The 540-nt window shown below is 42.8% G+C and carries 1 protein-coding gene; it reads right to left on the minus strand.

Translation table 11 applies throughout. The annotated features are described in order from the left end of the window. On the minus strand, positions 1-540 hold a 540-nt coding region (gene tsf, locus GMD4S_RS10280), incomplete at both ends, for a translation elongation factor Ts (RefSeq protein WP_000324005.1).

Below are 540 nucleotides of genomic sequence, written 5' to 3' on the forward strand. Positions count from 1 at the left end.
CATCCAATTCTTTGTAAGAAAGAACTGTTGGTTTCATCGCAGCAATGTGCATTGAGATTTGTTTAGCAAGCGCTTCGTCTCCACCTTCGATTACAGAGATAACACCGATACGTCCACCATTGTGTTGGTATGCTCCGAAGTGTTGTGCATCTGTTTTTTCAAGCAAAGCAAAACGACGGAATGAGATTTTTTCACCGATTGTAGCTGTTGCAGATACATATGCAGCTTCAAGAGTTTCACCTGAAGGCATTGTCAAAGCAAGAGCTTCTTCGTTGTTAGCTGGTTTTCCTTCAGCGATTACTTTAGCTGTTGCGTTTACCAAGTCAACGAATTGAGCGTTTTTCGCAACGAAGTCAGTTTCGGCATTTACTTCAACTACTGCTGCAACGTTACCGTTAACAAATACACCAGTCAAACCTTCAGCTGCAACACGGTCAGCTTTCTTAGCTGCCTTCGCCATACCTTTTTCACGAAGCAATTCAATCGCTTTTTCGATGTCACCGTCTGTTTCTACAAGCGCTTTTTTAGCGTCCATAACAC

The sequence above is a fragment of the Streptococcus sp. GMD4S genome (genome assembly GCF_000296955.1).